The 21,204-nt window shown below is 74.5% G+C and carries 12 protein-coding genes; 9 read left to right on the top strand and 3 right to left on the bottom strand.

The window, feature by feature from the left end; all coding sequences use genetic code 11:
- The first annotated feature begins 272 nt into the window (after positions 1–272).
- From ACE1OA_RS12205 to moeZ, 5 genes are all read left to right on the top strand, one after another.
- Positions 273–1,955, top strand: coding sequence for a DUF3492 domain-containing protein (locus tag ACE1OA_RS12205; RefSeq protein WP_384871419.1), 1,683 nt, complete (start codon positions 273–275; stop codon positions 1,953–1,955).
- Positions 1,956–1,968: 13 nt separating this feature from the next.
- A complete protein-coding gene (locus ACE1OA_RS12200) occupies positions 1,969–3,228 on the top strand; it encodes a hypothetical protein (RefSeq protein WP_384871416.1) in 1,260 nt (419 codons plus the stop codon).
- A gap of 126 nt (positions 3,229–3,354) precedes the next feature.
- Positions 3,355–4,314 carry an NAD-dependent epimerase/dehydratase family protein gene (locus tag ACE1OA_RS12195; protein ID WP_147981106.1) on the top strand — a complete coding sequence of 320 codons (960 nt, stop codon included), beginning with the start codon at positions 3,355–3,357 and terminating at the stop codon, positions 4,312–4,314.
- A complete protein-coding gene (locus ACE1OA_RS12190; RefSeq protein ID WP_384871412.1) occupies positions 4,302–5,051 on the top strand; it encodes a spherulation-specific family 4 protein in 750 nt (249 codons plus the stop codon). Before ACE1OA_RS12195 ends, ACE1OA_RS12190 begins: the two co-directional genes overlap by 13 nt.
- Positions 5,052–5,114: 63 nt before the next feature.
- On the top strand, positions 5,115–6,293 hold the full coding sequence (moeZ, locus tag ACE1OA_RS12185) for an adenylyltransferase/sulfurtransferase MoeZ (RefSeq protein ID WP_147981107.1): 1,179 nt from the start codon (positions 5,115–5,117) through the stop codon (positions 6,291–6,293).
- Between the two features lie 88 nt (positions 6,294–6,381).
- Here the strand turns inward: moeZ and ACE1OA_RS12180 are convergent, their stop codons facing one another.
- The 3 genes from ACE1OA_RS12180 to ACE1OA_RS12170 form a co-directional block, all read right to left on the bottom strand.
- Positions 6,382–7,917 (bottom strand): alpha/beta hydrolase, encoded by a 1,536-nt coding sequence (locus tag ACE1OA_RS12180; RefSeq protein ID WP_386541097.1) that lies wholly within the window; start codon positions 7,915–7,917, stop codon positions 6,382–6,384.
- A gap of 96 nt (positions 7,918–8,013) precedes the next feature.
- Complete coding sequence (locus tag ACE1OA_RS12175; protein WP_356606606.1) at positions 8,014–9,588, bottom strand: alpha/beta hydrolase; 1,575 nt, start codon at positions 9,586–9,588, stop codon at positions 8,014–8,016.
- Between the two features lie 107 nt (positions 9,589–9,695).
- Complete coding sequence (locus ACE1OA_RS12170; protein ID WP_356778857.1) at positions 9,696–12,353, bottom strand: lysylphosphatidylglycerol synthase domain-containing protein; 2,658 nt, start codon at positions 12,351–12,353, stop codon at positions 9,696–9,698.
- A 168-nt stretch (positions 12,354–12,521) separates the two neighbouring features.
- On the opposite strand from ACE1OA_RS12170, the gene ACE1OA_RS12165 reads away from it, so the two are divergent.
- The 4 genes from ACE1OA_RS12165 to ACE1OA_RS12150 all read left to right on the top strand — a co-directional run bounded on the left by ACE1OA_RS12165 (position 12,522) and on the right by ACE1OA_RS12150 (position 21,175).
- A complete protein-coding gene (locus ACE1OA_RS12165) occupies positions 12,522–12,869 on the top strand; it encodes an MGMT family protein (protein WP_386541100.1) in 348 nt (115 codons plus the stop codon).
- A 156-nt stretch (positions 12,870–13,025) separates the two neighbouring features.
- Positions 13,026–16,442 carry an ATP-dependent helicase gene (locus ACE1OA_RS12160; protein ID WP_432752765.1) on the top strand — a complete coding sequence of 1,139 codons (3,417 nt, stop codon included), beginning with the start codon at positions 13,026–13,028 and terminating at the stop codon, positions 16,440–16,442.
- A 178-nt stretch (positions 16,443–16,620) separates the two neighbouring features.
- Positions 16,621–17,466, top strand: coding sequence for a hypothetical protein (locus ACE1OA_RS12155; RefSeq protein ID WP_432752764.1), 846 nt, complete (start codon positions 16,621–16,623; stop codon positions 17,464–17,466).
- A 106-nt stretch (positions 17,467–17,572) separates the two neighbouring features.
- Positions 17,573–21,175, top strand: coding sequence for a UvrD-helicase domain-containing protein (locus ACE1OA_RS12150; RefSeq protein ID WP_432752763.1), 3,603 nt, complete (start codon positions 17,573–17,575; stop codon positions 21,173–21,175).
- Positions 21,176–21,204 lie beyond the last annotated feature (29 nt).

The raw sequence follows: 21,204 nt of genomic DNA, 5'->3' as shown, positions 1-21,204 counted from the left end.
CGGCCCCGCCCCGCGTCCTGCCGTCCCGTCGTGACCGCGACGGGGTGCCGGCGACGACGTCGGGACCTGGCCGCAGCCTGACTCTCCGTGCACGATTCGGCCCGTACCGCGACGGAACGCGATCGGGCTGGGAAAGTTACGTGCATTCACCCCTTCCGGTGGCGCGACGGACAACCGTCCATCGCGCCACCGGCATGTCCGCTTACGTTTCTTCCCGCTGCGAATAGCCGGACGAACGACGGCTGCCGTCAAGGGAGATCGGGGGTGTACTCATGCGGATCGGACTGCTGACGGAGGGTGGCTACCCGTACGCCACGGGTGAGTCCAGACTCTGGTGCGACCGGCTCGTGCGCGGGCTCGCCCCGCACGAGTTCGACCTCTACGCCCTGAGCCGCACCGCCCGCGAGGAGGCCGGCGGCCACGTCGTCCTGCCACCGCACGTGCGCCGTGTCCGGACCGCCCCGCTGTGGGCGCCCGAGGACGACGGCCGCACCCACGGGCGGCGCGACCGCCGCCGGTTCGCCGGTCACTTCCGGTCGCTCGCGCACGGCATCTGCGCCGAGCCGGACGCCCCCGGACCCGACGCGACCGGCTTCGCGGCCCCCGGCGGCGTCCTGCCCGGCGCACTCCCGCAGGCGGCGGAGGACTTCGCCGAAGGGCTGTACGGACTGGCCGAGCTCGCCCGCGAGCGCGGCGGACTGCACGCCGCCCTCCGCTCCGAACTCGCCGTCCGCACCCTCGAATCGGCCTGCCGCGCGCCCGGCGTGCGCAGGGGCGTGTCCGCCGCGACCGTCCCCGACTACCTGGCCTTCGTCGACCAGCTCGAGCGGGCCCTGCGCCCACTGTCGCTCGACTGGTACGGCGACGACGCGCTCGGCGCCGCAGACCTCTGTCACGCCGCCTCCGGCGGATCCGCGGCCCTGCCCGGCCTGCTGGCCAAACGCTTCTTCGGCACCCCGCTCCTCGTCACCGAGTACGGCGTCCAGCTGCGCGCCCACTACCTCTCGGCCGGCGACGCGCCCCTCTCCGCCCCCGTCCGCGCCCTGCTCGCCGCCTTCCAGGGCCGCCTGGCCGCCGAGGTCTACCGGCAGGCCGCGCTCCTCACCCCCGGCAACACCCACGCCCGCCGCTGGCAGGAGCGGTGCGGGGCCGACCGCGCCAGGATCCGCACGGTCTACCCGGGCATGGAGTCCGCGCGCTTCACCGAGGTCGGCGAGGACGAGGAGAGCGGCGACCCGGCCACGCTCGTCTGGGTCGGCCGCGTCGAGCCCGCCAAGGACCTCATCGCGCTGCTCCACGCCTTCGCCGAGGTCCGCAAGGCCCAGCCCGAGGTCCGGCTCCGGATCATCGCCGCCCCCGTGCGCGAGCCCGGCGCCGAGACCTACCTCGCGCACTGCCGCTCGCTCGCGGCCCAGCTCTTCCCCGACGAGGCGGCCGGCGCGCACGACGTCGGCGAGAACCCGGTCACCTTCGAGGAGATCGGGGGGCCGGAGGCGCCCACCCTGGCCGACGCCTACGCGGCCGGCGCGGTCGTCGTACTCTCCAGCGTCGTCGAGGGCTTCCCGATCAGTCTCGTCGAGGCGATGTTCTGCGCCCGCGCGACCGTCTCGACGGACGTCGGGGCCGTGGTCGAGGTCATCGGCGGCACCGGACTCGTCGTCCCCCCGCGCAATCCGCGGGCGCTCGCCGACTCCTGCCTGGCCCTGCTGCGCGACCCCGAGCGCCGCTACCGGCTCGGCGCCGCCGCCCGTGCCCGCGCGCTCGAACTCTTCACGGTCGAACAGAACATCGCGGCATTTCGCGGCATCTACCTGGAACTCCTCTCCCGCTCCCCGGTCCGCCGCCGCGCCGCCGACGGCATCCCCTTCGGACACCCGGCCGAGTCCCACGTCCCCGGCATCCTGGCGGGCCGCCCGGTGAGCGCGGCCGGCCGGGCGGGAGACCCCGATGCCTGAAGGAGGCACCCCCATGCGCGGCTCCGCCGCCCCCACGAGCCCCGGCCCCTGGAACACCCGCTCCGAGGCCCTCCTGGCGGCCCAGGCACTGACGGCCGGGCAGGCGACGGACGCGGAGCACCCCGAACCGGCGGACACCACCCCCGCCCAGGAGACCGGTCGGCCCCGCCCGTCGGCGGACACCGCCCACGACGCCCCGCGGGCCACGCCCGCCCGGCCCGTGCGCCGCGGGCCCGCCGACCCGGTCAAGGCGCTGATGCACCGTCACCGGGACCTGTGCGAAAGGGCCGTGGACGCCCTGGAGATCGCGGCCGGACTCGAGGTCCACGGGGTCACCGACCGGACCGCCGCCCGATTCCGCCACCGGGACGTCTTCTCGCTCGCCGAGGAGCTGTACGCACGCGTGCCGCGCGGCACCGGCGCGGCCGTGCGCCCCGCGCCCGAGGACGGCGCCGGCACCGGGTGGGCGGGCTGGGCGACGGCCGCCGTGGCGCCCGGGGCCGTCGCGGCCCTCGCCGGCACCGGCCTCGCCCTCACCGAAGGGCCCGTGCGCCTCGCCGTCGGCGTGGCCGGGGCCCTCGGCCTGGCCGTCGCGCTCGCCCTCGCCGTCCGGCGGGGCCCGCTGCGCACCGCCGGCCGCAGCGTCCCCGCCGCCCGCGTCTGGACCCTCTGGCTCCTCGCGTACGCGCTCGGCGGGGACGGCCTGCTCGGCGCACTGCTCACCGGCGGACCCGACGGCGGCTGGGCGCTCACCCCCGGTCCGGTCCTCGGACTCGCCCTCGCCGTCGCCCCCGCCGCCTGGTGCGCCCATCTCTTCGCCACCCGGGCCCGCCGCCGGCTCGCCGCCAGCCGGGGCCTGGAGGACTTCGCCGCCGGCACCCGCCCGCTGCTCCTCGCCACCGTCGCCCTGCACACCGCAGTCCTCGCCGGCCTGCTCGCCCTGACCGGCTTCGCCCCCGGCGCCCTCGCCCTCGGCGCCCTGCTGCTCGTCGCCCGGCTCCTCGCCGCCCACGGCTCCGCCCGGACCGCCGCCGACGCCCTCGCCGGCGTCTGCGCGGCCCAGGCGCTCGCCCTCGCCACCGTCCTGGCCGCCCGGCTCCCCGGCTGCGACCTCCTCGCGGCACCGGTCCGCACCCTGGTCGACACCTGGGGCCCCGGAGCCGTACCCGCCGTGATCTGCGGCGCCGCCGCCCTCGGCCTCCTGGCCCATGCCACCGCCGCCCTCTCACGGGCCTCCGCCCACGCGCGGGTCCCGGCCCACGACACTCCCTGACCCCCCGGCACGCCCGCGGAGCCGACGCCTCGGGCGTGCCCACACGCAGGACCCATTCCAAGGAGACGAAAGAGACATGACCTCCCCATCCACAGCACCGGCCGGTCGGCACGAAGGGGCCGCGCGATGAGGGTGCTGCTGCTCGGAGCCAACGGATTCATCGGCCGCTACGTCGCCGACCGCCTGCTGGCCGACCCGGCCGTGCACCTCACCGCCCTCGGGCGGGGTGACGACGCCGACGTGCGGTTCGACCTCGCGGGCGGCAGCCCCGGGGCGCTGACCCGGTTCCTGGACGCCGTCCACCCGGGCGTCGTGGTGAACTGCGCGGGCGCCACCCGCGGCGGCGCCCGCGAGCTGACCCGGCACAACACCGTCGCCGTCGCCACGGTCTGCGAGGCCCTGCGCCGCAGCGGCTGCGGTGCCCGCCTCGTCCAGGTCGGCTGCGCGTCCGAGTACGGACCCTCCCAGCCGGGCTCCTCCACCGCCGAGGACGCCGTGCCCCGCCCCGGCGGCCCCTACGGCGTGTCCAAGCTCGCCGCGACCGAACTCGTCCTCGGATCCGGCCTCGACGCCGTGGTGCTGCGGGTGTTCTCGCCGGTGGGCCCGGGCACCCCCGCCGGCTCCCCGCTCGGCCGCCTCGCCGAGGCCATGCGCCGCGCCATCCAGGCCGGCGACGGCGAGCTCAAGCTCGGCGGCCTCGGTGTGCAGCGCGACTTCGTCGACGTGCGCGACGTGGCCCGGGCCGTCCACGCCGCCTCGCTCTCCGCCGCCCAGGGCGTCGTGAACATCGGCACCGGACGCGCGGTCAAACTCCGCGACGCCGCCGCCGTCCTCGCCCGGGTCGCGGGATACGCCGGGACCCTGCACGAGCTCGACGGTCCGCCGCAGCGGCCGGTCATCGGCGCCCCGCGCACCGAGACCATCGCCGAGCAGCTGGCCGCGGCCCCCTTCCCGTACCCCGACGGCTGCGGCGGCTGGCAGCAGGCCGACGTCCGCACGGCCCGCGACCGGCTCGGCTGGCGGCCCCGGATCAACCTCGAGGAGTCCCTCGCCGACATCTGGATGGAGGCGGCGTGTCGCATCTGACCAGGAGCACGAGCACCAGCGGCGCCGTGCGGGAGATGGGGTTCGGCGTCCCGGGCTACGCCCACCCGCTGCTCGCCCCCGTCGAATGGGCCGAGCTGACCCGGCCCGGCACCCCGCTGCACTGGGCGGTCCTCAACGTCGCCGACGGGCCGGGCGACCGGCCGGACCCGCACTGCCTGGAGGCCGCCGGCCGGCTCCGGAACGCCGGGGTCAGGGTCCTCGGGCACCTCGACCTGCGCCACGGCTCCCGGGACTTCGGCGAGATCGTCTCGGACGCCCACCGCTTCCTGGACTGGTACAAGGTCGACGGCTACTACCTCGACCGCTGCCCCACGGACCGGGTCGACCTGCCCGAGGTGCGGCGCGTCACGGCCACCCTGGAGGCGGTCCTGGACGGCGAGGCCCACCTCGTCCTCGGCCACGGCACCCATCCGTACCCGGGCTACGCCGAGGCCGCCGACCAGCTGGTCACCTTCTCCGGACCGTGGACGGACTACCGCTGGTCACAGGTGGCGGAGTGGACCGCCGACCACCCGCCGGAGAAGTTCGTGCACCTCGTCCACGGGGTCCCGCGCAGTCACCTGGAGGAGGCGATGCGGATCGCGCGCTGGCAGGGGGCGGGGACGATCTTCTTCACCGACCACGGCGACCGCTCCGGACAAACCGACCCATTCCAAACGCTGCCCGGCTACTGGGACGAAATCGTCTCGCGCATTGGACCGGGTGTCTCGGAATGAGAAGGGGCGTGGCAGTGTTACGGGGAGAACAACCGTACTGACATACCGACCAACGGAGCCCCCGTGTCGCTGCCACCCCTGGTCGAGCCGGCTGCCGAGCTCACCGTAGACGAGGTCCGCAGGTACTCCCGCCACCTGATCATCCCGGATGTCGGGATGGACGGACAGAAGCGCCTGAAGAACGCCAAGGTGCTCTGTGTGGGCGCCGGCGGTCTCGGTTCGCCGGCCCTGATGTACCTGGCCGCGGCCGGTGTGGGCACGCTCGGCATCGTGGAGTTCGACGAGGTCGACGAGTCGAACCTGCAGCGCCAGATCATCCACAGCCAGGCGGACATCGGCCGCTCGAAGGCCGAGTCCGCCAAGGACTCGGTCCTCGGCATCAACCCGTACGTGAACGTGATCCTCCACGAAGAGCGGCTCGAGGCCGAGAACGTGATGGAGATCTTCAGCCAGTACGACCTGATCGTCGACGGCACGGACAACTTCGCCACGCGCTACCTGGTCAACGACGCCTGCGTACTGCTGAACAAGCCGTACGTCTGGGGCTCCATCTACCGCTTCGACGGTCAGGCGTCCGTCTTCTGGTCCGAGTACGGCCCCTGCTACCGCTGCCTCTACCCGGAGCCCCCGCCGCCGGGCATGGTCCCGTCCTGCGCCGAGGGCGGCGTCCTGGGCGTGCTCTGCGCGTCCATCGGCTCCATCCAGGTCACCGAGGCGATCAAGGTCCTGGCCGGCGTGGGCGACCCGCTGGTCGGCCGGCTGATGATCTACGACGCCCTGGAGATGCAGTACCGCCAGGTCAAGGTCCGCAAGGACCCCGACTGCGCGGTCTGCGGCGAGAACCCCACCGTCACCGAACTCATCGACTACGAGGCCTTCTGCGGCGTCGTGTCGGAGGAGGCGCAGGAGGCGGCGCTCGGCTCCACGATCACTCCGCGGCAGCTCAAGGAGTGGATCGACACGGACGAGAAGATCGAGATCATCGACGTCCGCGAGCAGAACGAGTACGAGATCGTCTCGATCCCGGGCGCGAAGCTGATCCCCAAGAACGAGTTCCTGATGGGCAACGCCCTCCAGGACCTGCCGCAGGACCGCCGGATCGTCCTGCACTGCAAGACGGGTGTCCGCAGTGCGGAAGTCCTCGCCGTGCTCAAGTCCGCCGGCTTCGCGGACGCGGTGCACGTCGGCGGCGGCGTGATCGGCTGGGTCAACCAGATCGAGCCCGAGAAGCCGATCTACTAGACGGCCGTCCGCGGGAGTTCGCGGCACAACGGCGAGGGCCCGGACCTGGGAACAGGTCCGGGCCCTCGGCCGTACGCGGCCCGCGGCCTCAGCCGCAGGTGGTGCCGTAGGCCGGGACCTTGCCGTCCAGCAGGTAGGCGTCGACCGTCTGCGTCACACAGGCGGACTCGCCGTACGCGCCGTGGCCCTCGCCCTTGTTGGAGACCAGGATGCCGACGCCGGGCCCCAGCGCCTTCGCCATCCGCTCGGCGCCCTCGTACGGGGTGGCGGGGTCGCCGGTGGTGCCGACGACCAGGATCGGGCCGGCGCCCGGCGCGCTCGCCCCGGGGGTCGCCGACTCGCCGGCCACCGGCCAGTTCGCGCACCAGCCGGCCGTGTCCCAGGCCAGGAAGGCGCCGAAGACGGGCGACAGCGCGCGGAACTCCGGAACCAGGGCCTTCGCCTGCGCGGCCGTGGGGCGCGTCGAGGAGTCGGCGCAGGAGATCGCCCGCTGGGAATGGGACTGCGTGCTGTAGTGCCCGGTCGCGTCACGGTCGTTGTACGAGTCCGCGAGGCTCAGCAGCTCCGCGCCGTTGCCGTTCTCCGCCTCGCGCAGGGCCGAGGTGAGCAGGGGCCAGTTGCCCTGCCCGTACAGGGTCACGGCGATGCCGGTGAGCGCCAGGCCCTCGGTCAGCTTCCGCTCTCCGACCGGCAGCGGGTCGCGGTCCAGCCTGCCCAGCAGCCGCACGATGCGATCGGTGCCGGACTTCGGGTCGGCGTCGGTGCTCTTCAGGTAGTTGTCCAGGGCCCGCTGGAAGCCGATGGTCTGGTTGCGGGCGTGCCCCACGGAGTCCGCGGTCGGGTCGACGACGGCGTCGAGGACCGTGCGCCCGACCGACTTCGGGAACAGGTGGGCGTACACGCCGCCGAGTTGGGTGCCGTAGGAGATGCCGAAGTAGTGGAGCTTGTCGTCGCCGAGGACCCGGCGCACGAGGTCCATGTCGCGGGCGGTGTTCGTGGTCGTGGTGTGCGGGATGACCTTGCCGGACCGGCGGGCGCAGCCCGCGCCGAAGTCGGCGCCGTCCTTGAGGTACGCGGCCTCCTCGGCCGGGGTGTCGGGCGTCAGGTCGACCCGCGCCTCGGCGGCGGCCAGCTCCTCGTCGTCCCGGCACACGACACCGGCGCTGCGCTGCACCCCTCGGGGGTCGAAACCGACCAGGTCGTAGCGGCGGTTGAGGGAGCCGTACTCCGCGGCCGCCCGGGGCAGGATGTCGACGCCGGACGCGCCGGGCCCGCCGAAGTCGAAGAGCAGCGACCCGATCCGCTCACCCTTGTCCAGGGCCTCCTTGCGGATCAGCGCGACCGGGATCGTCTCCCCGTCGGGCTCGGCGTAGTCGAGGGGGACCCTGACACTCGCGCAGCGCCATGCCGAGCCGGGACTCTCGCCGCCCCGCGGCGCCTCGCACCGCTTCCAGTCGGGGCGCTGGGAGACGAGGGCCTGCGGCAGTCCGGAGTCGTCCGGCGCCTTGGCGTCGCCGCGTGACGGGGGCGCGGGGGCCGGGCCGGCCGGGTCGGTGCCGGCGGAGCAGCCGGCGACGAGCAGTGCGGCGGCGGCGCACGCCGCCGCCCGTATCCGTATCGACATGTGTGACGAGACCCCCCGCGTTCCGGACCGGACCGTCATCCTAGGGGGCGTCCCGGGGCGGCTCGTGGGTCACTGCGGACCCGTGGGCCTCTCCCGTCACTTGCACCGGGTTCCGGAGGCCGGCACCTTCCCCTCCAGGAAGTACGCGTCGACCGCGTTCTGCACGCACTTGCTGCCGCTGTTGTAGGCGCCGTGGCCCTCGCCCTCGTAGGTCAGCTCCACGCCCACGCCGTCGCCGAGCGCCTCCACCATCGCCTTCGTCCCCTCGTACGGGGTCGCGGGGTCGCCGGTGGTGCCGACCACCAGGATCGGGGCGGCGCCGGGCGCCGAGACGTCCGGGTGCTCCCAGGTGCCGGGCACCGGCCACTGCGAGCAGCTCGACAGGGCCCAGCCCATGTAGTCGCCGAACACCGCGGACGCCTCCCGGAACTCCGGGAGCCGCTCCTTGGCCTGACCCAGCGTGAAGCGCTCCTTGAAGTCCACGCAGTTGATGGCCGCGTTCGCCGCCTGGATGTTGCTGTAACTGCCGTTCTGGTCGCGGCCGTTCATGGAGTCGGACAGAGCGAGCAGCAGCGCGCCGTCGCCGCCGTCGGCCGCGTCCAGACCCTGCTCCAGGTACTGCCAGTACTCCTTGGAGTACAGCGCCTGCGCGATGCCGTTGGTGGCCTGCGTCTGGGTCAGTTTGCGGTCCCCGATGCCGGGGATCGGCTTCTTGTCGAGCTCGGCGAGCAGGCCGACGATGAACGCCTCGATCTCCGCGACCGTCGAGCCCGGCAGGGAGCAGGCGTCGCCGCGGTCCACGCAGTCCTTCGCGAAGTTGTCGAGCGCGAGCTGGAATCCCCGCGCCTGGCCCAGCGCTCCCTCCTCGGTGCCGGCGTCGGGGTCGACGACGGCGTCGAACAGGGCGCGGCCCACGTTCTTCGGGAACAGGTGGGCGTACACGCCGCCGAGTTCGGTGCCGTAGGAGATGCCGAAGTAGTGGAGCTTGTCGTCACCGAGGACCTGGCGCATCAGGTCCATGTCCCGGGCGGCGTTCTCGGTGCCGACGCGGGGGAGCATCGGGCCCGACTCGTTCTCGCAGCCGTTCGCGTACTTCTTCTGCGCCGTGGACAGGGTCCGCTCCTCGGCGAGGTCGTCGGGCGTGAAGTCCAGGGCGTAGTAGGCGTCCAGCTCCTTGTCGGTCGCGCACTCGACGCCCTCGCTGCGGCCCACGCCGCGGGGGTCGAAGGAGACCAGGTCGTAGCGGGAGCGGAGCTTCTCGTAGTCGCCCGCGAAGGCGGGCAGCCCGGTGACACCGGAGCCGCCGGGGCCGCCGAAGTTGTAGACGAGGGAGCCGATCCGCCGGTTCTGGTCCCGGGCCCGGGCCCGGATCAGGGCGAGCTCGATCGTCTCGCCGTCGGGCTCGCCGTAGTCGAGCGGCGCCTTCATGAACGCGCACTCCCAAGGCGTGCCGCCGGGCAGCGGCGAGGGGGCGGGGCCGCCGCCCTCGGCGGGGGAGGGCGGCGGGCACGGCGCCCATTCCAGCTTCTGCGAGGCCAGTCCGGCCAGTCCGGCGGAGCCGGAGGGCGGGGCCGGTTCGGAGGCCGAGTCGCCGCTGTCCGAACATCCGGCGGCGAGCAGCACGGTGGTCGCGGTGAGCAGAGCGGCGCGCTGCGCGGCGGAGATCGGCATAGAGCCATGGTGGGCCGTGCGCAGGGCCCCCGCGCGGGCGAGTGGGCCACGCGGGTGGCACGCCCCGCCGCGCCGTCCGGGCGCGTACGGCCCCGGACGGACACCCCCTAGAGGTCGCCCCGCTTGGTCAGCCAGTTGAAGCAGAGCCAGCCCGGCAGGACCGGGAGCCACAGCGTGAGGAGGCGGTAGAGCAGCACCGCCGGGGTGGCGACCTCCAGCGGGAGGCCGACCGCGAGGAGACCGCCGATCAGCGCGCCCTCGACCGCGCCGACGCCGCCCGGGGTCGGCGCCGCCGAGCCCAGCGCGTTGCCCGCGAGGAAGACGACGGCCACGCTCGCGTAGCTGAGGCCTTCGCTGTCGTGCCCGAACGCGCGGATCGAGGCGTCGAGGCAGAGGACGAAGACGCCGGTCAGCAGGAGCATGCCGCCGATGCCGGTGGCCAGCTTCATGGGCCGCTGGAGCACGTCCAGCATGCGCGGGACCACGCCGGCGAACAGGGAGCGCACCCGGGTGGAGACGAACTTCCGCATGAACGGGATCGCGGTCACCACGAGGACCAGCACCGCCACGGTCAGCAGACCGGCGATGACCGTCCTCGACGGGGTGAAGGACGGCGACTTCTCGGTACCCGTCAGGTAGCCGAACAGCAGCAGCAGCAGGATGTGCGAGCCGAGGCCGAACAGCTGGGAGGCGCCGACGCTCGCCACCGCCAGCCCGGGCCGTACGCCCGAGCGCTGGAGGAAGCGGGTGTTCAGCGCGACGCCGCCGACCGCCGCCGGGGCGACGATCTTCACGAACGATCCGGCCACCTGGGCGGCCACGGTCCGCCAGAAGCCGACGCGCTCCGGCACGAAGCCGAGCAGGCTCATCGCCGCCGCCACGTAGCTCAGCGCGGAGAACAGCACGGCCGCGGCGACCCACCGCCAGTCGGCCTGGCTGACCGTGGAGAGCGGGGTGCGGGCGATCTGCGAGAGCAGGAAGTAGGCGGCCACCGCGCCGGCGATCAGGCTGACGAGCGTGCGCGGTTTGATCCGCTCCAGACGGACCGGCTCCACCGGCGCCTGGGGGCGGATCAGCAGGACCTGCTGGCGGATCTGCGCCAGCAGGTCCTCCTCGCGCGCCTCGTCGCGTGCCTCGTCCAGGGCCCGCTTCTCGGCCTGCTTCTCCGCCTTCTCCATCTTCCGGTCGGACTTGCGGTCCGCCTTGGTGTCGGCCGGATGCCCGGCGGCCTCGGCCCGGGCCTGCTTCGCGGCCTCCGAGGCTTCGAGGACGGCCTCGCGCTCCCGCTGCGAGCGCTCCCGTGCCTGCTTGCGCAGCGTCGCCCTGGTCGAGCGGCTCAGCGCGATCGGCTGGAGGAGCGGGAGGCAGTCGGCGATCGGGTCAGGACCGAGGATCTCCACGGCCGCCGCGACCACCCGCTCGGCGCCCACCCGCAGGCCGAGGGTGGTCAGGAGCTGGGCGATGTCCATCCTCAGCACCAGATCGCCGGCGGCGATCTCGCCGCCGCGCAGATCGGTCAGGATCACGTTGCCGGAACGATCCACCAGGATCGCGTCGCCGGTGAGTCTGCGGTGCGCGATGCGGCGCGACTGGAGCGCCCGTACCTGGCGCCAGGCGCTGCGCACCAGGTCGTCGGTGATCTCCGTGTCGTCCAGCGAGTCCAGGGTGCGGCCGCCCAGGTGCTCGTAGACGAGCATCACGGCGTCCGGGCCGAGTTCGGAGGTGGCGATCAGCTTCGGGGCGTTGGCGCCGGCGGCGATCGCCGCGTACGCGAGCAGGGCCTCCTGTTCGAGCGCCTGGCGCAGCGAGACGATCGAGCGGCGGGTGGTGATGGCGCGCAGGGTGAGCCGGCGCCACGCGCGGTAGAAGAAGCCGTGCGCCTGCTGCTCCCGGTCGACGACGGTGACGTCGAGCGGTGGTCCGTCCTCCAGCGTGACGATGTACCGGCGTCCGCGGTCGCCGCTGTCGGCCGAGTCCGGTACGCCCTCCGCCCGCAGGGCCGAGACCGGACGGAAGCCCACTCTGCGCAGACCGGCGAGGAGGGTCTGGCCGGTGGGCCGGACGTTGGGGGAGCCGACCGCGTACAGCGTCCCGTACGCGACGGTCCAGCCGATCAGCACGGTCAGGATGATCGAGAGGGCGGTGGTGTAGCCGGCCACCAGCATCGTGAACGCGTCGAGCAGCAGCACCATCCACAGGATCACCCGCCAGCGGGGTCTGCGGGCCATGCCGACGGCCGTCATGTAGGCGATGACGGGGGCGAGGTAGTTGTGCACCGGGTCGGTGAGCCCGCCCCCGGACTGCGGCTGGGTCAGGGCGTCCTGGATGGTGCCGGGGGCGGCCTTGGCGACCCACAGGTCGACGGCGAGGGTCACGCCGTGGGCGAGGACGGCGGCGAGGACGCCGTCGGCGATCCGGAGGCCGTCCCGTTTGATCAGGCGCTCGATGGCGAAGGCGACGGGTACGAGCAGCACGGCGATGCTGGAGACCAGACCGGCGATCTTGACGAAGACGTCGGGGGCGCCGCCGGCGCCCTTGTTGATGTCCTGCTCCAGGCCGGAGGTGGTGCCGTGGGCGAAGGCGGCGATACCGATGACGACCGCGATCGCGAGGAGACCCACCAGGAGCCGCATCAGGTCGGAGGGCCGGTGGACGCGGGCGGCGAGCAGCGGCTCGTCACCGGACACCCGCTCGGGTTCGGGTGTGCCGGGCACGCCGGGGTGAGCCTCCTCCTCAGGAGGCCGAGCGTCGTGCCCCATCACCATGTCCGTCTCTGCCTGTGCCACTCGCGTCGCTTGTCTGTCTTCTCTGTTTAGTCCGTCTTGGTGTTCTTGTCGCTCTTGATCTCGTATCACCAGTCACCGCCCGGACGATGGTGGCACGAAGCGGCGCCTCGCGGAGGCATCAGGGGGTTGTCGGTGGGGTGAGGCAGGATGGGGCGGATGAGCGTCGAGGAGCTTCCGGAGTACGCGGAACGGGTCCTGGAGGTCGCCGAGCTGATCCCGCCGGGCCGGGTGATGACCTACGGTGACGTGGCCGAATGGCTGGGTGAGGGCGGTCCGCGCCAGGTCGGCCGGGTGATGGCCCTCTACGGCGGGGCGGTGCCGTGGTGGCGCGTGGTGCGCGCCGACGGGGCCCTGCTGCCGGGCCACGAGCTGAGGGCCCTCGGCCACTACCGCGAGGAGGACACCCCGCTCCGCGAGGCGGGACGGAGTGCCGAGGGGCACATGCCGAAGCTCGACATGCGCCGGGCACGGTGGGATGGCGGAGCTCACACCTGACAGCTTCGGCCATGGGGGGACCGGGCGGGCGCTGTGCCGACCGTACGGAGTGCGCGTCGGGCGCCGCCCTCTTCCCGTAACGTCGACGTCCGTCCCGCACACCGTGCCCCGGCACCGGCACCCGCACCGCACACTCCTCCAGGACCGGCGATCCACGTGAGCACCTCCTCCACCACCCGACGTACGCGACGGGGCCCCGGCGCGTACCGACTGGTGCGTACCGCGCCGGTTCCGGTGGATCCCCCTGTGCTGGACGCAGCACAACGGGAAGTGGTTGACCACGCGGGCGGACCACTGCTCGTCCTGGCCGGACCCGGCACCGGCAAGACGACGACGCTGGTCGAGGCGGTGGCCGCGCGGATCGAGAAGGGGGCGGACCCGGAACGGATCCTCGTCCTCACCTTCAGCCGCAAGGCGGCCGTGGAGCTGCGCGACCGGATGGCCGCACGCCTCGGCGGCGTACGCCCGCCGCAGGCGACGACCTTCCACTCCTACTGCTACGCCCTGATCCGCGCGCACCAGGACGCCGAGCTGTTCGCCGAGCCCCTGCGGCTGCTGTCCGGTCCCGAGCAGGACCTGGCCGTCCGGGAGCTGCTCGCCGGCCAGATCGACCTGGAGCGCTCGGGCCTCGGCCGGGTCCGGTGGCCCGACGAACTGCGGGCCTGCCTGACCACGCGCGGCTTCGCCGACGAGGTGCGCGCCGTGCTGGCCCGCTCGCGCGAGCTCGGCCTCGGGCCGCGGGCGCTGGCCGACTTCGCCCAGCGGGTGGGCCGGCCGGACTGGAAGGCGGCGGCCGGGTTCCTGGCCGAGTACCTGGACGTGCTGGACCTCCAGGGCGTGCTCGACTACACGGAACTCGTGCACCGCGCGGTGCTGCTCTCCGAGAGCGTGACGCTGCCCGCGTACGACGCGGTCTTCGTCGACGAGTACCAGGACACCGACCCGGCGCAGGTACGGCTGCTGCGCGCGCTCGCCGGCGGGGGACGCACAGTGGTCGCGTTCGGCGACCCCGACCAGTCGATCTACGCGTTCCGGGGCGCCGACGTCAACGGCATCCTCGACTTCCCCGACGCCTTCCCACACGGCGACGGCCGGCCGGCCGACGTCCGGGTCCTGACGGCCTCCCGCCGCTCGGGGGCCGGTCTGCTGCAGGCCACCCGGCTGCTCACCCAGCGCATGCCGCTGCCGCGCCTGCCCGCCGACAAGGTGCGCGCCCACCGCGAGCTCGCGCCCCTGCGGGGCGGCGGCTCGGTGGAGACGTACACCTACCCCACGGCCTCCACCGAACTCGACAACATCGCCGACCTGCTGCGTCGCGCCCACCTGGAGGACGGCGTGCCCTGGCACGCCATGGCCGTCCTGGTCCGTTCCGGCACGCCGATCCCGGTGCTGCGCCGGGCCCTCACCTCCGCGGGCGTCCCCCTGGAGACGGACGCCGCCGACACCCCGCTCCGGCACGAGCCGGCGGTGGCGCCGCTCCTGCTGGCCCTGCGGGCGGCGGCGACGGAGGCGGCGGTCGGGCCGGGCGGCGCGGAGGACACCGTGGAGCCGGGCACGTCGGCCGACGTGCCCGCCGACGACGCCGATCCGCCCACCGCCCTCGTGCCGGCCGACGGCACCGGCGTGCCGGCCGACGACGCCGGCGACGCCGATCCGCGCACCACCGGCGTGCCCGGAGACGACACCGACGGGTCCCCCGGCTGGCTCGACACCGAGACCGCACTCGCCCTGCTCGCCTCGCCCCTCGCCGGGATGGACCCCGCCGACCTGCGCCGCCTCGGGCGGGCCCTGCGGGACGAGGAGCGGGCCGGCGGGAACAAGGTGCCGCCCGCCTCCGACGTCCTGCTCACCCGGGCCCTCGCCGAGCCCGAGCGGCTCGTCGCCCACGACCAGTCCTTCGCCCGCGGCGCCCGCCGGCTCGGTGAGCTGCTCCGCCGCACCCGTGCCCGGCTCGCCGCCGGCGGCACCGCCGAGGAAGCGCTCTGGCTGCTCTGGGACGGCACCCCCTGGCCCGGCCGCCTGGAGCGCGCGGCCCTGCGCGGCGGCGCCGCCGGCCGCAACGCGGACCGTGACCTCGACGCGGTCTGCGCCCTCTTCGAGAGCGCCGCCCGCGCCGAGGACCGGGTCGGCGGCCGGGGCGTCCTCAACTTCCTCGAAGAGCTCGACGCCCAGGACATCGCCGCCGACACCCTCTCCAAGCGCCAGGCCGCCCCCGACGCCGTCCGTCTCATGACCGCCCACCGTTCCAAGGGCCTCGAATGGAGCCTGGTCGTCGTCTGCGGTGTGCAGGAGGGCCTCTGGCCCGACCTGCGCCGCCGCGGTTCGCTTCTCGAAGCCGACCGCATCGGCCGCGACGGCCTCGCCGAACCCCTCACCCCCGGCGCCCTCCTCGCCGAGGAGCGCCGCCTCTTCTACGTCGCCGCCACCCGGGCCCGCGACCGCCTCGTCGTCACCGCCGTCAAGGCACCGGCCGACGACGGCGACCAGCCCTCCCGCTTCCTGACCGAACTCGGCGCCGAGCCCAGGGACGTCACCGGCCGACCCCGCCGTCCCCTCGCCGTGGCCGCGCTCGTCGCCGAACTCAGGGCGACCACCGTCGACCCGGAGGCCTCGGACGCGCTGCGTGAGGCCGCCGCCCGGCGCCTCGCCAGGCTCGCCGCCCTCACCGACGACGAGGGCCAGCCGCTCGTCCCCGCCGCCCACCCGGACCGCTGGTGGGGTCTGTACGAGCCCACCCACAGCAAGGTGCCCCTCCGCGACCGCGACCGCCCCGTCGCCCTCTCCGGCTCGGCCCTCGACCAGCTCGCCAACACCTGTGCCCTGCAGTGGTTCCTGGGCCGCGAGGTCAAGGCCGACACCCCCGCCACCGCCGCCCAGGGTTTCGGCAACGTCGTCCACGTCCTGGCCGACGAGGTCGCCTCCGGCCGGACCCCGGCCGACCTCGACGTGCTCATGGCCCGCCTGGACTCCGTCTGGGACGCCCTCGCCTTCGACGCCCCCTGGAAGTCCTCCCAGGAGAAGGAGCACGCGCGCGTGGCGCTCGAACGCTTCCTGCGCTGGCACGTCATGGACCGCGGCGGTCGGACGCCCGCCGCCACCGAGCACGACTTCGACGTGACCCTCGAAGCCGGCGCGTACGAGGTCCGCATCCGCGGCTCCATGGACCGCGTCGAGGCCGACGAGCACGGCCGCGCCTACGTCGTCGACTTCAAGACCGGCAAGTCCGCGCCCACCAGGGACGAGGTCGCCCACCACCCCCAGCTGGCCGTCTACCAGCTGGCGGTGCGGGAGGGCGCCCTGGACGAGGCCTTCGACGGCCACCGCCCCGAGCCGGGAGGCGCCGAGCTCGTCCAGCTGCGCCAGCCCGCGCCCAGGAAGGAGGGCGGGGAGGCGCTCCCCAAGGTCCAGGCGCAGGAGCCGCTCGCGGGGGAGTGGGTCGGCGACCTGCTGGCCACCGCGGCGGGCCGGGTCCTGGACGAGCGCTTCACCCCCAGCACCGGCCAGCACTGCGCCCAGTGCACCTTCCGCGCCTCGTGCAGCGCGCAGCCAGAGGGCCGCCACATCGTGGGGTGACCGGGGCACCGCGGCCGGGGAGCCGGCTCCGGGTGCTCCGGTGGGCCGGGTGGACCCGGGCGGCCGGTCCGAGCCCCTCCCGGTGGGCCGTGCGGCCTCCGGCGGCCGGTCCGTGCGGTCGCGTGAGCAGGCGCGCGGGGTCACCCTGGTGGTCGGGGGCAGGCGCGAGGAGGCCCGCATGGCCACCCATCGAAAGCTCCGGATCGCGACGGCGCTCTGCACGGCCGTACTGGCCGGCGCGGGCCCGGCGGGCTGGGCCGCGGCGGCCTCCCCGGCGCAGCCCGCCGTCGCGCCGGCTGCCGCCGCCCACGCCGCCGTGGGGCTCGCGGATCTCGCCCCCAGCCCCTCGCCCGATCCCTTCCGGGGCCTGACCGCCGACCAGATCGCCGACCGGGCCGTCGCCGCCACCCAGTCCGCGACCTCGCTGCGGATGACCGGACGCGTCGTGACGGACGGGCAGCCGCTGGACGTCGACTTCGCCGTCAACGACCACAGTGCGTGCACGGGCAAGCTCCGGATCGGCGGTGGCGGCGCCGAGCTCCGGCAGGTCGAGGGCGTCACGTACATGAAGGGCGACGAGAAGTTCTGGCGCACCTCCATGACCTCCCAGGGCCTGCCCGAGCCCCAGATCGACGCCACCATCGAGCTCCTCGAGGGCCGCTGGCTGAAGATCACGCCCGGCCAGGCGGGCAGCGGCGACCTCGGCGGAGTCTGCGACCTCAAGGCCATGCTCGCGGACCTGGACAAGGACGAGGCCGACCGCCGCGGGATGACCCGGGGGCCGGACGCCGAGGTGGCCGGAACGCCCGTCGCCACCCTGGTGAAGAAGAAGCCCACGGGCGAGACGACCACGGTGTCCGTGTCCCAGGTGGGCAAGCCCCACATCCTCAAGATCGTCAAGACCGGCGGAGAGGAGCCCGGGACGATGGTCCTGTCCGCCTACGACAAGCCCGTGAAGGTCGTGGTGCCCCCGGAGGACGAGACGGTCGACCTCTCCAAGCTGGATCCCGGTTCGAGCGTCTGACCACCCAGGGCGCGACCGCCGGTCCCGGCGGCGGACGCGCGACGGACACCCCCGCTCCGGCGCCGGGCGGTCGGAGCTGTCGGTGGTCCCCGTTAGCCTCTTTGGGGTGACCGCACGCATCACCGACCCCGAGCAGCTCAAGGAGCTCCTCGGCATCCCGTTCACCCCGGAGCAGACGGCCTGCATCATCGCGCCGCCCGCCCCGCAGGTCATCGTGGCCGGAGCCGGCTCCGGCAAGACGACGGTGATGGCCGCCCGGGTGGTCTGGCTGGTCGGCACGGGCCAGGTCGCCCCCGAACAGGTCCTCGGCCTGACCTTCACCAACAAGGCCGCGGGCGAGCTCGCGGAACGCGTCCGTACCGCGCTCGTCCGGGCCGGGGTCACCGACCCGGACGTCATCGACCCCGACAACCCGCCGGGCGAGCCCCGCATCTCCACGTACCACGCCTTCGCCGGGCAACTGCTGACCGACCACGGCCTGCGCATCGGCCTGGAGCCCACTTCGCGCCTGCTGGCCGACGCCACCCGCTACCAGCTCGCCGCGCGCGTCCTGCGCGAGGCGCCCGGCCCGTACCCCGCGCTGACCCGGTCCTTCCCGAACCTCGTCAGCGACCTGCTGGCGCTCGACGCCGAACTCGCCGAGCACCTCGTCCGCCCCGCCGACCTGGCGGCCCACGACACCGAGCTGCTCGCCGTGCTGGCCGGCGCCAAGCTCACCAACGCCGACCTGCGCAAGGTGCCCGAGACCGCCTCCGGGCGCCGCGAGCTGCTCGACCTCGTCGTCCGCTACCGCGCGGCCAAACGCTCCCGCGACCTCCTCGACTTCGGCGACCAGATCGCCCTGTCCGCCGAGCTCGCCACCACCCGCCCCGAGGTCGGCGCGATCCTGCGGGACGAGTTCCGGGTCGTGCTCCTCGACGAGTACCAGGACACCTCGGTCGCCCAGCGGCTGCTGCTCTCCGGCCTGTTCGGCCAGGGCACCGGCCACGCCGTGACCGCCGTCGGCGACCCCTGCCAGGCGATCTACGGCTGGCGCGGCGCCTCCGTCGCCAACCTCGACGACTTCCCCGACCACTTCCCGTACCGGGACGGCAGCCCCGCCACCCGGTACGCGCTCTCCGAGAACCGGCGCAGCGGCGGCCGGCTCCTCGACCTCGCCAACGGGCTCGCCGCGCCCCTGCGGGCCATGCACGAGGGTGTGGAAGCCCTGCGCCCCGCGCCGGGCGCGGAGCGCGACGGCATGGTCCGCGTCGCCCTGCTCCCCACCCACGCCGAGGAGATCGACTGGCTCGCCGACTCCCTCGCCCACCTCGTCCGCACCGGCAAAGAGCCGGGCGAGATCGCCGTGCTGTGCCGGACGGCCACCGACTTCCCGGCGATCCAGGCCGCGCTCGTCGCCCGCGACGTGCCGGTCGAGGTCGTCGGGCTCTCCGGACTCCTGCACCTGCCCGAGGTGGCCGACCTGGTCGCCGTCTGCGAGGTCCTCCAGGACCCCGGCGCCAACGCCTCCCTGGTGCGGCTTCTGACCGGCCCCCGCTGGCGCATCGGCCCCCGTGACCTGGCCCTCCTCGGCCGCCGTGCCCGCCTCCTCGTGCACCGCGAGCGGGGCATCGACGGAGCGGACGCCGACGAGAGGCTCGCGGCGGCGGTCGAGGGCGTCGATCCGGCCGAGGTCGTCTCGCTCGCCGACGCGCTCGACACCTTCCTGGAGTCCGGCGGGGAGGACGACGGCCTGCCGTTCTCCGCCGACGCCCGGGTCCGCTTCGCCCGCCTGGCCACGGAACTGCGCGCGCTGCGTTCCTCGCTGGCCGACCCGCTGATGGACGTCCTGCACCGGGTGCTCGCGGCCACCGGACTGGAGGTCGAGCTCTCCGCCTCGCCGCACGCCCTGGCCGCCCGCCGCCGCGAGACCCTGTCCCACTTCCTCGACATCGCGGCCGGCTTCGCGTCCCTGGACGGCGAGGCGACCCTGCTGGCGTTCCTCGCCTTCCTGCGCACCGCCGCGCAGTACGAGAAGGGCCTCGACAACGCCCTCCCGGGCGGCGAGAACACGGTGAAGGTCCTGACCGCGCACAAGTCCAAGGGCCTGGAGTGGGACGTGGTCGCGGTACCGGGCCTGGTCGCCTCCCAGTTCCCCAGCACCCGGGCCCGCGAGGCGTGGACCTCGCAGCCGCAGGTACTGCCGCACGCCCTGCGCGGCGACGCCCCCACACTGCCGGCGGTCGACGGCTGGGACGCCAAGGCCCTCGCGTCGTTCAAGGACGCCATGCGGGAGCACCAGCACACCGAGGAGCTCCGCCTCGGCTACGTGACCTTCACCCGCCCCCGCTCCCTGCTGCTCGGCTCGGCCCACTGGTGGGGCCCGGCGCAGAAGAGGCCCCGCGGGCCCTCCGCGTTCCTCGGGGCGCTGTACGACCACTGCGCGGCCGGCTTCGGCGAGATCGAGGCGTGGGCGGACGAACCGGAGAAGGACGCCGAGAACCCCTCGCTCAGCGGGCGCCGTCCCGACGAGGCGTGGCCGCTCCCGCTGGACCCCGACGGCATGCTGCGCCGCCGCAGGGCCGCGGAGCAGGTCCTGGCGGCCCTGCGGGAGGACGAGCCGCTCCGGGACGACCCGGACACCGGTTCCGCGGGGTCGTTCCCCGCCGTGGCCGGCGCCGTCGACGACGACGCTCCCTGGCCCGAGGAGGAGCCCTGGCCGCAGGACGAGCCCTGGCCGGGCGAGGAGGGGTGGAACGACGAGGAGGCGTGGCCGGACGACGCGTGGTCCGACCCCGCGGACGAGTCGGGCGAGGGCACCGGGTCCGCGCCCGCCGGGTCCCGTACCGAGGCCCCGGCGGCCGTACCCGCCGACGCCTCCGCCGGACCGCCGTCCGGCGACCCCGACGGCGGTCCCGGCCGTCACGGGAGCCGGGTGCCGGCGCCCCGGGACGCGGCTCGCGACCCCCAGGGCACCCGGGCGGCGGCGGAGACCCGGGGCCTGACACCCGAGGAGGCCCGCACGCTCGCCTCCTGGGACCGCGACCTGGGCTCCCTCACCACCGAGCTCCGCCGTGCCCGCGCCACCACCCGCGACGTCGTGCTGCCCGCCTACCTCTCGGCCTCCCAGGTCCTCCGCCTCGCCGCCGACCCCGACGGCTTCGCCCAGGACCTGGCCCGGCCCATGCCCCGTCCGCCGCAGCCCGCCGCCCGGCGCGGCACCCGGTTCCACGCCTGGGTCGAGTCCCGGTTCGAGGAACTGCCCCTGCCCATGCTCGGCCCCGACGAGCTCCCCGGCGGCGAGGACTTCGCCGGCGAACCCGAGATCGCCGACGAGCGCGACCTCGACGCCCTCAAGGACGCCTTCGCGCTCACCCCGTACGCCCACCGCACCCCGTACCGCGTCGAGGTCCCCGTCCACCTGTCCCTCGCCGGCCGGGTCGTCCGCGGCCGGATCGACGCGGTCTACCGGGACCCGGAGACCGGCGCGTACGAGATCGTCGACTGGAAGACCAGCCACCAGCGCACCGCCGACCCGCTCCAGCTCGCCCTCTACCGGCTCGCCTGGGCCGAGCAGCACGGCCTGTCCGCCGACGAGGTCGCCGCCTGTTTCGTCTACGTGCGGACCGGGGACGTCGTACGCCCCGCCCGTCTCCCGGACCGCGCCGAGCTGGAGGAGATCCTGCTGGGAACGGCGTCCGAGGAGCCCCCGGACGACGCCGTCCGGTAGGAGCGACCGGCCCCGGGCGGACCCCCGCC

The sequence above is a fragment of the Streptomyces sp. JL2001 genome, from assembly GCF_050917515.1.
Lineage (GTDB): Bacteria > Actinomycetota > Actinomycetes > Streptomycetales > Streptomycetaceae > Streptomyces.
The sequence above is the reverse complement of the archived record's forward strand: the minus strand, read 5'-3'. Positions and strand labels throughout refer to the sequence as shown.

Coding starts and splice junctions, on each gene's coding strand:
- ACE1OA_RS12205 (WP_384871419.1), top strand. CDS start 273: ATGCGGATCGGACTGCTGACGGAGGGTGGCTACCCGTACGCCACGGGT.
- ACE1OA_RS12200 (WP_384871416.1), top strand. CDS start 1,969: ATGCGCGGCTCCGCCGCCCCCACGAGCCCCGGCCCCTGGAACACCCGC.
- ACE1OA_RS12195 (WP_147981106.1), top strand. CDS start 3,355: ATGAGGGTGCTGCTGCTCGGAGCCAACGGATTCATCGGCCGCTACGTC.
- ACE1OA_RS12180 (WP_386541097.1), bottom strand. CDS start 7,917: ATGTCGATACGGATACGGGCGGCGGCGTGCGCCGCCGCCGCACTGCTC.
- ACE1OA_RS12175 (WP_356606606.1), bottom strand. CDS start 9,588: ATGCCGATCTCCGCCGCGCAGCGCGCCGCTCTGCTCACCGCGACCACC.
- ACE1OA_RS12170 (WP_356778857.1), bottom strand. CDS start 12,353: ATGGTGATGGGGCACGACGCTCGGCCTCCTGAGGAGGAGGCTCACCCC.
- ACE1OA_RS12165 (WP_386541100.1), top strand. CDS start 12,522: ATGGGGCGGATGAGCGTCGAGGAGCTTCCGGAGTACGCGGAACGGGTC.
- ACE1OA_RS12155 (WP_432752764.1), top strand. CDS start 16,621: ATGGCCACCCATCGAAAGCTCCGGATCGCGACGGCGCTCTGCACGGCC.